12 protein-coding genes and 2 pseudogenes are annotated in these 13,071 nt (G+C 36.5%); 12 read left to right on the top strand and 2 right to left on the bottom strand.

All coding sequences use genetic code 11. The features are described 5' to 3' along the window. Positions 1-7 precede the first annotated feature (7 nt). The 5 genes from FLS47_RS04955 (at position 8) to FLS47_RS04935 (ending at position 7,263) form a co-directional block, all read left to right on the top strand. Positions 8-1,456: a dicarboxylate/amino acid:cation symporter gene (locus FLS47_RS04955; protein WP_149913278.1), complete on the top strand. Its 1,449-nt coding sequence runs from the start codon at positions 8-10 to the stop codon at positions 1,454-1,456. A gap of 601 nt (positions 1,457-2,057) precedes the next feature. Beyond that, a complete protein-coding gene (gene ltrA, locus FLS47_RS04950; protein ID WP_223225131.1) occupies positions 2,058-3,101 on the top strand; it encodes a group II intron reverse transcriptase/maturase in 1,044 nt (347 codons plus the stop codon). A gap of 457 nt (positions 3,102-3,558) precedes the next feature. Beyond that, a complete protein-coding gene (der, locus tag FLS47_RS04945; RefSeq protein WP_149913277.1) occupies positions 3,559-4,866 on the top strand; it encodes a ribosome biogenesis GTPase Der in 1,308 nt (435 codons plus the stop codon). A gap of 30 nt (positions 4,867-4,896) precedes the next feature. Further along, on the top strand, positions 4,897-6,369 hold the full coding sequence (cysS, locus tag FLS47_RS04940) for a cysteine--tRNA ligase (RefSeq protein ID WP_149913276.1): 1,473 nt from the start codon (positions 4,897-4,899) through the stop codon (positions 6,367-6,369). Between the two features lie 24 nt (positions 6,370-6,393). Continuing rightward, a complete protein-coding gene (locus FLS47_RS04935; RefSeq protein ID WP_149913275.1) occupies positions 6,394-7,263 on the top strand; it encodes a DUF4440 domain-containing protein in 870 nt (289 codons plus the stop codon). 61 nt (positions 7,264-7,324) lie between these two features. Here FLS47_RS04935 and FLS47_RS04930 read toward each other — a convergent pair whose 3' ends face one another. Beyond that, complete coding sequence (locus FLS47_RS04930; RefSeq protein ID WP_149913274.1) at positions 7,325-8,689, bottom strand: peptidylprolyl isomerase; 1,365 nt, start codon at positions 8,687-8,689, stop codon at positions 7,325-7,327. Positions 8,690-8,919: 230 nt separating this feature from the next. Between FLS47_RS04930 and FLS47_RS04925 the strand changes: the two genes are divergently transcribed. From FLS47_RS04925 to FLS47_RS04905, 6 genes and pseudogenes are all read left to right on the top strand, one after another. Then, positions 8,920-9,954 (top strand): lactonase family protein, encoded by a 1,035-nt coding sequence (locus FLS47_RS04925; RefSeq protein ID WP_188347355.1) that lies wholly within the window; start codon positions 8,920-8,922, stop codon positions 9,952-9,954. 84 nt (positions 9,955-10,038) lie between these two features. Further along, positions 10,039-10,527: pseudogene (locus FLS47_RS04920) on the top strand (RNA polymerase sigma factor); the annotation flags it as partial. Positions 10,528-10,573: 46 nt separating this feature from the next. Then, the gene (locus FLS47_RS18225; protein ID WP_188347354.1) at positions 10,574-10,744 is read left to right on the top strand and encodes a hypothetical protein; all 171 of its coding nucleotides are present in this window, start codon (positions 10,574-10,576) and stop codon (positions 10,742-10,744) included. A 16-nt stretch (positions 10,745-10,760) separates the two neighbouring features. Next, positions 10,761-11,111 (top strand): annotated as a pseudogene (locus tag FLS47_RS18935) (DUF4302 domain-containing protein); the annotation flags it as partial. Continuing rightward, the gene (locus FLS47_RS04910) at positions 11,108-11,461 is read left to right on the top strand and encodes a hypothetical protein (RefSeq protein WP_149913270.1); all 354 of its coding nucleotides are present in this window, start codon (positions 11,108-11,110) and stop codon (positions 11,459-11,461) included. The pseudogene FLS47_RS18935 and the gene FLS47_RS04910, both read left to right, overlap by 4 nt. Before the next feature lie 39 nt (positions 11,462-11,500). Next, a complete protein-coding gene (locus FLS47_RS04905) occupies positions 11,501-11,734 on the top strand; it encodes a hypothetical protein (protein WP_149913269.1) in 234 nt (77 codons plus the stop codon). 60 nt (positions 11,735-11,794) lie between these two features. Here FLS47_RS04905 and mtgA read toward each other — a convergent pair whose 3' ends face one another. After that, complete coding sequence (gene mtgA, locus FLS47_RS04900; RefSeq protein WP_149913268.1) at positions 11,795-12,544, bottom strand: monofunctional biosynthetic peptidoglycan transglycosylase; 750 nt, start codon at positions 12,542-12,544, stop codon at positions 11,795-11,797. Positions 12,545-12,670: 126 nt separating this feature from the next. Between mtgA and FLS47_RS04895 the strand changes: the two genes are divergently transcribed. Then, entirely contained in the window at positions 12,671-13,024 is a 354-nt protein-coding gene (locus FLS47_RS04895) for a DUF2200 domain-containing protein (RefSeq protein ID WP_149913267.1), read from the top strand. The last annotated feature ends 47 nt before the right edge of the window (positions 13,025-13,071 follow it).

The raw sequence follows: 13,071 nt of genomic DNA, 5'->3' as shown, positions 1-13,071 counted from the left end.
CTACTAAATGTCAAAAAAGAACGTAGGTTATGTAATGCTGATTACGATAACCATTGCCATTATTATCACCTTATTGTACGAATTTAATCTAGTTGCGTTTTCTCCAGATGTTATGGTAGCGGTTCGATGGATTTCAGCTGCTGTGTTGACATTGAATGCTTTAGTTCGTCGCAATTTGACAACTTGGATATTGACCTGTTTGGTGTTAGGAGTGTTTGTGGGCTTGGATTTTCCTAATTTGGCAATCTCAATGCAGCCCCTTAGTCAGGGATTCATTAAGTTGGTAAAGACCATTGTAGGGCCAATCTTATTTGCAACATTAGTTTTTGGTATTGCGGGACATTCTGACTTAAAGTCAGTTGGACGTATGGCTTGGAAATCAATGTTGTATTTTTTCTGCGCTACGACCTGTGCGATTTTTATTGGACTTGCGGTTATTAATATCACAGAAGCAGGTGTTGGCATAGATGTAGCAAATATGCCGCATGAAGAACTGCCAACTACCTCGGCGGTATCAGCTGCTGACGAAAAAGCACTTACACATATAAGTGAAAATGTGCATTGGGTGTATAAATTTAATGCGTTTGTGCGTGATACATTTCCGGAGAACATTGTTAAATCTGTGTATGAAAACAAGGTTTTGCAGATTGTAATTTTCGGTGTGTTATTTGGTATTGGATTGGCTATGGTAGAGGAAAAAAAGCGGAAACCTTTAGTTGATTTTACCGAAAGTCTTTCTGAAGCCATGTTTAAGTTCACGAATTTGGTCATGCTTTTTGCGCCAATCGGCGTTGGAGCAGCGATGGCTTATACCGTAGGTCATCTCGGGGTAGACATACTCAAGAACTTATTTATGCTGTTAATGAGTTTGTATATCGCGCTGTTAGCTTTCTTGTTTTTAATTTTATTGCCAATTGCTTTATACTTGAAGGTTCCTCTAAAGAAGTTTATTGAAGCTATAAAAGAACCAGTGTCAATTGCATTTGCAACGACAAGTTCGGATGCTGCATTACCAAAGGCAATGGAAAATATGGAACGTTTTGGTGTGCCGCGGAAAGTTGTGTCTTTTGTAATTCCGACAGGATATAGTTTCAATTTGGATGGAACATCGTTGTATCTTTCATTGGCATCAATATTCGTTGCACAAGCGGCAGGAATTGATCTTAGCATTGGTCAGCAATTAATGATTGCATTTACCTTAATGATTACATCCAAAGGTGTAGCTGCTGTACCTCGTGCATCATTGATCGTATTGATTGCTACTGCAGATCAGTTTGGTTTGCCGACATTCGTTATTGCTGCGATATTGGGTATTGATGAATTAATGGATATGGCACGAACTTCAGTAAATGTGATTGGTAACTGTTTGGCTACTGTTGTAGTGTCCAAATGGGAAGGCGAATTTGACGAGATGGCTTCGCAAGATCCTGAGTTTTTGACTAAACCTATGGACTAAAACTATTTAATCTTCCTGAAACGTGTTTAATTCGTAGATATATAGTATAAAAATACCAGCTAAGCACTTAGCTGGTATTTTTGTTGTGCGCCCGGCATGGGCGATAACTCTAGGGTGCAAGTCCCGAACACGCCATTACAGTTGGAAGTGTTAGCCGAAGGCAAGGGTGTCCATCGTGAGGTGGAATCTGAAGGAAGCATTAGGCAAACTCTCGGTCTGACGGACAGAAACTACATATAAGGCCTAAGCTGCTGGATGAGGTTGCCAAACAAACTAAAGTCCTATACTGTACAGAAGCATCAAGGTAAATGTAGCAGACACATGAGAGGAAAGTTATCGTTCTTACCCGGGGAGATCTCACAGACTTGTGGAAGTTTTTTTTTCAGAAGCAAGGATTAAAGCTAGCTGTGAGAAGTCAGCCGATTTCGTAGTACTTGCTTACGGCAAAGCAAGGAAGGAATGAACCTTAAGTTAGTGATCAATACATTGAGAATTACCTAATGAAGGACAGAATGCAGAAAATTGATAACGTTTATCAACCTGATCACAAAAGAATAGGCCGGAACCCGAATGCTATGTGGGAGGGCAGACTTTTATTAGGATGATTGAAAAGAGCCTCACAGACACAAACACACGAGTAGATGAACTGTTAGAACAACTTCTTGACCGTCAGAACTTAAATGCTGTCTATGTACAAGTTGTCGGTAATGGTGGTGCTGGAGGTATCGATAAGATGGGCGTCGAATCCCTTGTGGATTATCTTAGAGAGCATAAGGAGAAACTTTTAACATCCATCAAGCAAGGGAGTTACTACCCTTCTGCAGTAAGACGTGTTGAAATTCTTAAAGACAATGGGTCAACGCGAATGCTGGGCATCCCCACAGTAGTTGATCGGCTCATCCAGCAGGGCATTAGTCAAATCCTGACACCAATCTACGAACCTGAATTCAGTGACCACAGCTATGGTTTTCGTCCGGGTCGCAACGCGCATCAAGCGCTTCTCAAATGCAAGTCATACATTCAACAGGGGTATAATTATTCCGTAGACATGGACTTAGAGAAGTTCTTCGATACTGTGAATCACAGTAAACTGATTGAATTATTATCACGCACGATCAAAGATGGAAGACTGATCTCACTTATCCATCGATACTTGAGAGCAGGTGTAGAAATAAACGGAAGGACTAAAGTAACTACAGAAGGTGTACCTCAAGGAGGCCCACTAAGCCCACTTTTGAGCAATATTATGCTTGATGAACTGGATAAAGAACTGGAATCTCGAGGACACAAATTTGTACGTTACGCTGATGACCTTATGATACTTTGTCGTAGTAAACGGAGTGCCTCACGGGTTATGGAATCGATCACAAAATTTGTTGAAGGTAAGCTGATACTTAAAGTCAATAAAGAGAAAAGCGTCGTTCGTCATGTATCCAAGATTAAATTTCTAGGCTATAGTTTCTACAATTACAGAGGGGAGTCGCGCTTACGTATTCACCCTAAAAGTCTAGGGAAGATGAAAGCGAAGATTAAAGTATTAACCGGCCGTAGTCGGGGTTGGAGCGACGAACAGCGAATTCTCTACCTTAGGGAATACCTCACAGGCTGGATGCACTACTTTAAACTCGCGGACATGGGTAGTTAGTCTCCGGGATATGGATAAATGGTACCGTCGCCGTCTACGTATGGTCAAATGGAAACAATGGAAACGAACCAAGACTAAAATCTTGAACCTGGTGCAACTAGGTGTAAGTAAGTACAAGGCGTATGAATGGGCTAACACAAGGAAAAGTTACTGGCATACAGCAAAAAGTTGGATACTGTCAACCACTCTTTCCAACGATTATCTTAAACACCTGGGATACCCGTCTTTACTAGCAGAATACAAGCGAGTTTGTGTTACAACTTAGGGAAGCGCCGTATACCGAACGGTACGTACGGTGCTGTGGAAGGTCGGAACGGGAATTAATCCCGTTCCTCCTATCCGATTGTCAATTCCCTGAAAATAATACAATCTATTTTATGTAACTTTGTGCCTTATATTTCATTTTGAAATGAGTTGCCGGGATGGTAACGCGCGAGATTAATTTATTTAGAAAAATATGGCAAACATTGTTGCAATTGTAGGTCGCCCGAATGTGGGAAAATCGACTTTATTTAACCGCCTTACGGAAAGTAGAAAGGCAATCGTTGATGATTTTAGTGGTGTAACGCGAGATCGTCATTACGAGGTAGCCGAGTGGATCGGTAAGAAATTCACCGTAATAGATACGGGTGGTTTTGTACACGGTTCGGATGATATCTTCGAAGAAGCTATCCGTGATCAAGTACATATCGCTATTGAAGAAGCGTCTGTAATCATCTTTATGGTGGACGTGAAAACTGGTATTACAGATTTGGATGATGAGATTGCAGATTTACTGCGTCGTACGTCAAAGCCGGTATATGTAGTTGCCAACAAAGTAGATCATGCTAAATTGCACCATGATTCTTCCGAGTTTTATGCGTTTGGATTAGGTGAAGTATACAATGTATCTTCAGCGACAGGTTCGGGTACAGGAGAATTATTGGATGCGGTAGTATCACATTTTCCAGAGCCAGAAGAAGAGGAAGAAGAAGATTATTTGCCAAAAGTAACAATTGTGGGGCGTCCGAATGTAGGTAAATCTTCATTAACGAATGCTTTATTAGGTACAGATCGTAATATTGTAACGGATATCGCAGGTACGACACGTGATACCATCAAAATACATTACAACCAATTTGGTCACGAATTCTTGCTAGTGGATACTGCAGGTCTTCGTCGTAAAAGTAAAGTAAACGAAGATATCGAGTTTTACTCGGTGATGCGTACAATTCGCGCATTAGAGGATTCGGATGTCGTAGTGTTGATGTTGGATGCGAATGACGGTATCGAAGCACAAGATATCAATATCTTCCATTTGGCGGAGAAAAATAAAAAAGGAATTGTAATTGTGATCAACAAATGGGATACCATTGAGAAAGACCATAAAACAATGAAAGAATTCGAAGCGCGTATCAGAGAAAAAATTGCACCTTTCACAGATGTTCCCATTATTTTCACGTCAGTGACAGAGAAACAACGTATTTTCAAAGTAGTGGAAGTTGCAATGGAAGTACACAAAAACAAAACGAAAAAAATTCCTACTTCGAAATTAAATGAGGTAATGTTGGGGGTAATTGAAAATTACCCGCCGCCAGCTATCAAAGGGAAATACATCAAAGTGAAATACGCCACGCAATTGCCAGGAAAAGCACCAATGTTTGCTTTCTTCTGTAATTTGCCACAGTATATCAAAGATCCGTACAAACGTTATGTAGAGAACAAATTACGTGAGAATTTTGATTTCACGGGTGTTCCTATTCAAGTATATTTCAGACAAAAATAATTTAATAAATCAAGCAAGCTAGAGTTCTATATGCAACACAATCTGGTACTTTATAATACATTAACACGTAAAAAAGAAAAGTTTGAGCCGATACACCCAAATCTTGTAGGGATGTATGTATGTGGTCCTACCGTTTATAGTGATGTACATTTAGGAAATTGTAGAACTTTCGTTTCATTTGATTTAATATTCCGATACTTACTTCACTTAGGGTATAAAGTGCGCTACGTTCGTAATATTACGGACGCTGGTCACTTGGAAGGTGATAATGATGAGGGCGATGACAAATTCGCTAAAAAAGCGAAATTAGAGCAGTTGGAGCCAATGGAAATCGTGCAGAAATATACGATTGGTTTCCACGATATGTTACGCCTGTTCAACACTTTGCCGCCAAGCATTGAACCTACTGCCACGGGTCATATTTCCGAGCAAATCGAAATGGTGAAGCAAATCATTGCAAATGGTTATGCTTATGAGGTAAACGGTACGGTTTATTTTGATGTTGACAAATACACCAAAGAGCACAATTATACAATTTTGACCAATCGCAATCTTGAAGATTTATTAAATAATACAAGAGAATTAGGTGGTCAGGATGAGAAGAGAGGTCGATTAGACTTTGCACTGTGGATTAAAGCAAAGCCAGAGCATATTATGCGTTGGCCAGCTCCTTGGAGTGTAGGATTTCCAGGCTGGCATATCGAATGTTCGGCGATGAGTCGCAAATATTTGGGTGACCAATTTGATATCCACGGTGGTGGAATGGATTTGGCTGCTACGCACCATACGAATGAGATTGCACAATCGCAAGCTTGTAATCATACCACGCCTTCAAAATACTGGATGCATACGAATATGCTAACTGTAAATGGAGCGCGTATGTCCAAGTCAGCAGGTAATGGTTTCTTGCCGGGTGAATTGTTCACGGGGAATCATCCATTATTGAATAAGGGTTATTCGCCAATGGCGGTGCGTTTCTTTATGTTGCAGGCGCATTACAGAAGTACATTGGATTTTTCTAATGATGCTTTAGATGCAGCGGAGAAGGGATACAAGCGTCTGATGAATGCTATTGCGTTATTAGAAAAGATTGTTCCTTCATCTAAGTCAAATATTGATGTGGATTTGGATGCTTTGACAGCGCGCTGTTATGCAGCAATGGATGATGATTTTAATTCGCCTGTATTAATTGCAGAATTATTTGATTTGGTGCGTTTGATTAATTCGATCTACGATGGAAAACAGCAAGTAGATGAAGCGACTTTATCGAAAATAAAATCTTTATTAAATGACTTCGTTTTTGATATCATGGGATTAAAGGACGATCAATTGGGTGCTGATAATGAAAGTGTCGACAAGTTGATGGAATTAGTTATCTCATTACGCAATGAAGCCAAGACAAATAAAGATTACGCTACCTCGGATAAAATTCGTAATGAGCTAAACGCTATTGGTATTCAATTAAAAGATAGCAAAGACGGAACACTTTGGAATAAGATTTGATTAGGAGATTGCAAATGATTTTTGATGAAGTATTCTACAATTCTTAAAACCGTATCTTTTGCATGTGCTTTGATCCCTGGGCAAGTATTATTTGCTCAACTGCCTGAAAAAGTAGGCGGATTAATCACTGCAGATCGCAATGCTGCTATTATAGCAAAAGCTGAAGGGCCTCATGCTGCGTTTTCATCTATTATTGATAAGACTTCATCTTTCTATGTGCCTTCGGAGGTCAATGCTTTTAATTATTTAAATAATAGACCCAATATACCTGATGTATTGAGTTGGGAGCCAAATTTTGCTTTGGTTTCCAAAAGTTTGGAATTTGGTGTGACTTCTGGAAATTTAGAATTCCAAAAAGTTGGCGCTATTAAACGTTATGGTCAGTATTTAACGATTTGGAAACGTGATAAGAAAGGCGTGTGGAAAGTTGATCTTCGCGCAGAAGTAGAGAATTACGGAAAACAGAAAGCTAAAGATTTAACCTATCAAGAGCCTGATGATTCTTGGTATTTGAAGCATCGTTCACAAGTTCGATTAAAACAACGAGAAGATATTATATCATCAACAGATCAATTGTTTTCAACTATATCAAAACGTGATACTGAGGCTGCATATAAAGAATTTATGGCGGATGAGGTTCGCTTTTATTATCCGTGGCAAAACGAAATTGAAGGTAAGACTAATGTCGTTAACTTCATCAAAAAGCAGCGTATAGACATCGTAACTGAGCCTTTAAAAGTTGGTCGTGCGTATAGCGGTGAGTATGCGTATTCACAAGGAACTGCGACAATACACACGAAGGATAAAGCAGTCAAATTTAACTACATTCGTGTTTGGCAATTGAAAGATGATTTCCAATGGCGAGTGATTCTCGAAATGATGTTTGAACGTTAATATTTTTTGATATATAAAAAAGATGAGGCTTGAAAATATATTCAAGCCTCATCTTTTTTTGTTATTTACTCGCTAATTCTTTAGTCGGTTTTGTCCAAATTTTTAACTCTTCACATGACATGAATTCTGGATTCACGTCTATATAAGTTGTTTCTCTTCGTGTTTCAAACCACTCGCTCAGCGTTCGGTTTACTTTATCTTGTCTTGCAGCTTCTTTGATTTTGGCAAAATCTTGTTCCATATTCGCTTTATGTGGAGGGATTCTCGAACGTAAGTAATAAATACGGTATGATTTTTCGCCTAATCTTTTATCTGTATAAACAATTGGTTTCGATATTTCACCTTCTTTCAATGGGTCAATAGCATTAAATACTTCGACATCGTCCAATTGATCTACAGGGATTAATGTAGAACGGTCCTCCATATTAGATACTATACCTCCTGCATATTTTGTATTTTGATCATCAGAATAGATGGAAGCAGCCTGATTAAAACTCAATTTTTTAGTAGCAATTAAATTAGCTATACTATCAATTTTTGCTTTAGCACGATTTAGGGATTCTATGGTAGCTTGTTTTTTGATCAATATGTGTCTCACGTTTACCTCTTCACCTCTACGCTCAAGCACTTGTAAAAAGTGAAAACCAAATTGTGTTTCAAACACTGGAGAAATTTCACCTTTTTTTAATCTAAATGCATTTGCAGAAAATTCTTTCACCCAATTTTCACGGGTATTAAAACCTAATTCTCCACCATATGGTGCTGAGCCGTCTTCAGAATATAGTCTTGCAATCGTTCCGAAGTCAGATCCATTTAATACTTGTTGACGGTAACCTTCAGCTTTCTTTCTAAATTGATCTTTTTCTTCTTTGGTCAAAACAGGATCAATAACCAATTGTGCGTACTCAATCTCAGTATTGAAATAAGGAAGACTGTCAGGATTTAAACCGTTGAAATATCTCTTAACCTCTTCTGGTGTTACATCTATTTTTGAGACGATCTGACCTTGCATTTTGTTTCCTTTTAACTGTTCAGCAACTGCAGGACGCATCTCTTCTTTATGCTGGAGAATAGAACGGTTTAAAAATTCTTCTAAGCGTTCTTTTCCACCTGCACGTTGCACCATAGATCTTATACGCATATTCAGCTGATCGTCCACTTCCGTTTCTGAAACTTCAATAGAGTCAATTACAGCTTGTTGAGCCAAAAGTTTTTGTGTCAGTAATTGTTGCAGAATATAACACTTTACTTTGTCATCAGGTTTGTTGCCCTGTGCCAAAAATTGTGTGTATTCCATTTCTAAATCGGATTGCAAGATACTTGCATTACCTACTGTGGCAATTATGCGATCTACTAATTTTTCTTGTGCCGATAAAGTATTTAAATATACCGTTAGAATAAAAAGTATTCCAAAAAGTTTTTTCATTAAATTGTTTGTCAAATTTTATGGTACAAAAATATTAGAATAATTTATAAAAGCATTATTTATTCAAATGAATAATACTATCTTACTTATATATTAAGCTTAATATATCAATACCTGCGAATATACTGTTTTGAATTAAGCTAATAATCTATTTAACGAAATTTAACGAGTCTATGAAAAGTTCTTCGCCACTCTTAATCCTTTTGTGTGTATTAACTGTTTTACTTGATATGAATAATCTAAATGCTCAAACACACAAAATGTATGTAGGAACTTATACTAGTGGAAGTGAGAGTAAGGGGGTATACGTATATGATTTCGAAGAAAAATCTGGTAATGCCAAGTTTGTAAAAACTATTCCCATGAGTAATCCATCCTTTCTTGCAAGAAATGGCGATATACTATATGCAGTAAATGAAGATACAAATGGCATGTTAACATCTTACGACTTGAAAAATGATACTATCTTGAATCAATCCTCAACTGCTGGTATGCATCCTTGTCATTTATCTTTAAGTCCAGATAAACCGTTAGCAGTTGTGTCAAATTATTCAAGTGGTTCTTTAGCATTACTCTCGCTGAATGCAAATGGAAGTATCAAGCAGATGGAAGATTTGGTAGAATTCAAAGGTTCGAGTATCAATAAAGAGCGTCAGAAGCAATCACATGTACATTCTGCATTTTTTACAAAGGATGGAGCGCAAGTTTTTGTGTCCGATCTTGGTGCAGATTTGATTTATGTTTTTGGAATTGAGCATGTAGATGGCAATTATTCACTAAAGAAAATAAGTGAGATTAAGACTAAGCTTGGTGGTGGACCTCGGCATTTGACATTCTCAAAGGATGAAAATACAATATACAGTGTGTTGGAATTAACTGGTGAAATTGAGGTGTTTCAATTTTCAAATTCTAATTGGATTTCTAAGCAAATAGTTCCAATGTTTCCTAAAGCGTTTGAGGGTGAACATGGAGGAGCGGATATAAAAATGAGTAGTAATGGGAAATACATTTATGCTACCAATAGAGGGTCAGCAAACTTTATTTACAAGTTTAAAGTCGAAGAGAATAATCTTCTGAAATTTGAAAAATATTCTTCCGTACACGGAAATTCCCCTAGAAACTTAAATTTTTCTCCAAAAGAAAATAAAATACTTATATCTAACCAAAATTCAAATTATATTGCTATTTTAGATGTAGGAAAAAATTTTTCTAAAGAAAACTACAAAATGATAGAAATTCCTAAGTCTGTGTGTGTTATATTTTAACAAATCGTTATGTTTGTGTAAATGTTAAAAATAAATCTATCGATGTCTACAGCCAAATCTGTTAAACAATAATTCGATAAGCATTACCAAAATCTTTGCTTCTTTGCTTATACACTTTTAGGCGATCACATAATGGCTGAAGATTTTGTGCAAGAAGCTTTTTTGACCTTGTTTACCAAATTTGATACAATTACTCCAAATGAAAATGTCTACAAATCATTTCTGTATACTTCTGTGAAGAATAGCATATTGAATTGGCATAGACGTGCAAAAGTAGAATCAAAATATCATGAACTGACACCTTTTGAAGATATTGTTGATTTGGATTTTGATAATGCAATGATTAAAACGGAGGCTATTGCCGAGGTGAATAAATTAATCTCTAACCTTCCTAGCGCCTGTCAACAAATTTTTAGGCTATACTATCTTGATGGATTATCATCTAAAGAAATCGCATCAAAATTAAACATTAGTATTAATACGATAAAGACTCAAAAACTTCGTGGTCTTAAATACATTCAATCGAAGTTAGATCCAGAATATTTCTTGGTGTTTCTTTTTTTACTAAAATAGTTTTTTTTTGTCACCCCTTTTATTGTGTTAGGTTTCTTATTTATATATGAACCAAGAAGAAACTAACCTGTCCAAAATATTAGCTAAATATTTAAATAATGAATGCAATGTTTCTGAGTTAAAAATATTGCATTTCTGGTTGTCAGAATCTAAAGAAAATCAAAAAGTTTTAGATGATTTAATGAATTCTAAAACTCTTGAAGGAGATTTGATATGATACTACACCATCAGTAAACGGAGGAAGTTCTGGTAATGGGTTACAAAGTGACGTTGAATTTGAATTAGTATCCATAGAAGATAATTCTATACTTTTAAAAGGAAAGCGATATTCTAATCTTCTAAAATTAGTAAAATTATCAGAGGCAGAGCAAAAGCAATATTTAGAAGGCGGCTATACGAACTCAGTGAATTCTGTTAATAATTACTTTTCAAGTCATCAAAATAATTATTTGAATGTTAATGGAGTAAGTAATTTAATGGAATTTGTATTGACTACTACTAAAGGTGTGGTATTTCAATACGTACACACTGATGGTTCGGTTGTAAGTGTTACAGGGAAATTTAATTATGAATTGGGGGGGTGAATTTTAACGTACCCATTACAGTTGGAGATCAAGTTTTTATCAAAGGAGTACTAGAGGGACAGGACTTTTACGTTTATGATATTAATAATGAAAAATTCAAAATTAGTCAACACACGCAACCAATCCTTCCAATAGAAACACTTTTTGCATACAATAAAACCTATAATGCGATTCATATTAATCGTGTGCTACCTCTTGGAATCACAAGCGATTTCAATGCAACATATGAAAGATCGTTGGGATTATTTGATGCTATGAATCCTGCTCGTCATATTCTTCAATGTTATTTTAAATTAACAAGCGCAACAAAAGCGGAGGTTGGTATTCAAAATCAAGTGAAGCCAAATTGAACAACTTATGCTACTGGACTCGCAACATATGATTACAAAATGAGTGAAGAGGGGGAAATAGTATTGTCGAATCCAATTTACGATTCTAATTTCTCAGCGCGGGCTACTCAGCTCGCTCCAATTCGAGACTTTTTTATAACTCCTGGTAGTACAAGTAAAAAATTTAAATTGAGTTATATACAAAGTAATGACCCATTGGTAAGTAATATAGGGGGATTAGTAGAAGTTGATAAACCTACAAATTTCTATTATGGAAGTTTAAGAAAAATGTAAGTTAATGAAATAGAGATTATATAAAGTATAAAGAGGGAGTCTAAAAAGCTCCCTTTTTGTTTACTCTGGTACCGTATAATGATTTAAATACCTCACGATGCTATTAGCTCTTGAGTTAACGTAGCGAGAAGGTCTACGTGCATCCCATTTGCGTGGATTTGGCAAAATTGCGATTATCAATGCCGCTTCCTTTTTGGATAAGCTTTTGCCAGATTTATTAAAATAATATTGTGCTGCAGCCTCTGCTCCATAAACACCTTGCCCCATTTCGATAACATTCAGATATACTTCTAATATTCTTTTTTTAGACCAAAAAATTTCGATCAATGCAGTGAAATAGGTTTCCAAACCTTTGCGTACCCAAGATCTTTCGGGCCATAAAAATACATTTTTAGCTGTTTGTTGTGATATGGTAGAACCACCTCGCAGTGGTTTGCCATCTTGATTTTTTTCAAATGCTTCCATGATTGCTTTCGTGTCAAATCCATTATGAGTCATAAAATGTGCATCTTCTCCCGCAATAGCAGCCTTTTTGAGATTCGTTGACAATTCTTCATAATCCAGCCAATCCTTTTCAATTTTGAATCCTTTGCCAACAGCTTTCCATTCAAATCCGCGTTTGATCATCAAATAAGTCACTGGTGGATTTATAAATCGAAGAGCAATAACCCAAAATATAGTGAGCGCGAAAAATCCTAAAATGATTCTTAAAGTCCATTTGACAGTATTCTGCCACCAATTTTTAACTGGTGATTTTCTGCTGTTCGATTTTTTACGTACTGTGGTGGAGTTTGTTCTTTTGATAGCCATGACTATGCGATACGGTATTTTTCATGCAAACCTAAAGAAAAAATGTACAATTTGCATGAAGAATTGTACCTTGTATAGTAATAAATTTCTTATTAGTAATTTGTTGATTTCAATAATACAAAGCCTATGAAAGATACGAGCCATCATGATGAACGCATAGCTAAAATGACTTTTGCTTCTGTTTATCCACATTATGTCACTAAAGTCGAAAAAAAAGATAGATCAATTGCTGAGCTGCACGAAGTAATATGTTGGTTGACTGGTTTTTCTGAACAAGAATTACAACAACATATAGCAGATAAATCAACTTTTGAACAATTTTTTGAATCTGCAAAGCTAAATGAAAATGCACATTTAATAACTGGAAGTATCTGTGGCTATAAGATTCAAGATATAGTAAATCCATTGACACAAAAAGTACGTTATTTGGATAAGGTAGTCGATGAATTGGCAAAGGGAAAAAATTGGAAAAAATATTAAGAAAATAGAAGAATTAATAATTTTTTCAGGGTTTTTAGCTTAAATTA

Origin of the sequence: Sphingobacterium cavernae, from assembly GCF_008520265.1 — a bacterium.
Lineage (GTDB): Bacteria > Bacteroidota > Bacteroidia > Sphingobacteriales > Sphingobacteriaceae > Sphingobacterium > Sphingobacterium cavernae.
The sequence above is the reverse complement of the archived record's forward strand: the minus strand, read 5'-3'. Positions and strand labels throughout refer to the sequence as shown.

Excerpts from the sequence above, each read along its gene's own strand:
- FLS47_RS04955 (WP_149913278.1), top strand. The coding sequence starts at position 8 with ATGTCAAAAAAGAACGTAGGTTATGTAATGCTGATTACGATAACCATT.
- ltrA (WP_223225131.1), top strand. The coding sequence starts at position 2,058 with ATGATTGAAAAGAGCCTCACAGACACAAACACACGAGTAGATGAACTG.
- der (WP_149913277.1), top strand. The coding sequence starts at position 3,559 with ATGGCAAACATTGTTGCAATTGTAGGTCGCCCGAATGTGGGAAAATCG.
- cysS (WP_149913276.1), top strand. The coding sequence starts at position 4,897 with ATGCAACACAATCTGGTACTTTATAATACATTAACACGTAAAAAAGAA.
- FLS47_RS04935 (WP_149913275.1), top strand. The coding sequence starts at position 6,394 with ATGAAGTATTCTACAATTCTTAAAACCGTATCTTTTGCATGTGCTTTG.
- FLS47_RS04930 (WP_149913274.1), bottom strand. The coding sequence starts at position 8,689 with ATGAAAAAACTTTTTGGAATACTTTTTATTCTAACGGTATATTTAAAT.
- FLS47_RS04925 (WP_188347355.1), top strand. The coding sequence starts at position 8,920 with ATGAATAATCTAAATGCTCAAACACACAAAATGTATGTAGGAACTTAT.
- FLS47_RS18225 (WP_188347354.1), top strand. The coding sequence starts at position 10,574 with ATGAACCAAGAAGAAACTAACCTGTCCAAAATATTAGCTAAATATTTA.
- FLS47_RS04905 (WP_149913269.1), top strand. The coding sequence starts at position 11,501 with ATGAGTGAAGAGGGGGAAATAGTATTGTCGAATCCAATTTACGATTCT.
- mtgA (WP_149913268.1), bottom strand. The coding sequence starts at position 12,544 with ATGGCTATCAAAAGAACAAACTCCACCACAGTACGTAAAAAATCGAAC.
- FLS47_RS04895 (WP_149913267.1), top strand. The coding sequence starts at position 12,671 with ATGAAAGATACGAGCCATCATGATGAACGCATAGCTAAAATGACTTTT.